The organism is Salmonella sp. SAL4457, from assembly GCF_046548235.1.
In the GTDB taxonomy this organism is placed as follows: Bacteria; Pseudomonadota; Gammaproteobacteria; order Enterobacterales; family Enterobacteriaceae; genus Salmonella; species Salmonella enterica.
In genome coordinates, this window is sequence record NZ_JBGDZO010000780.1 from 1 (window position 1) to 259 (window position 259).

At 62.5% G+C, this 259-nt stretch carries 1 protein-coding gene; it reads right to left on the reverse strand.

Annotated elements, in window-relative coordinates; translation table 11 throughout:
* On the reverse strand, positions 1 to 259 hold a 259-nt coding region (locus ACLJNW_RS26285), incomplete at both ends, for a D-alanyl-D-alanine carboxypeptidase (protein ID WP_410961519.1).

Here is a 259-nt window from a genome sequence, read left to right on the forward strand (position 1 = left end):
GCGCACCACCATGCGCACGCTCTTCAGGTTGACCAGCAGCGAGTCCGGACCGACCAGGAACGGCTTGGTGTCGTCGCCGCCGTCGTCGTTGAATACCGGCAACTGCGGGATGTTGAAGTAGCTGCGGTCGAGTACCAGGTCACCTGTGACCTTGGTCACGCCATTGGCGCGCAGGTCGCGCATCAGCAGCCAGAGCTTCTCCATGTTCAGTTTCGGATCGCCGCCGCCCTTGAGGTAGAGGTTGCCGTTGAGCACTCCG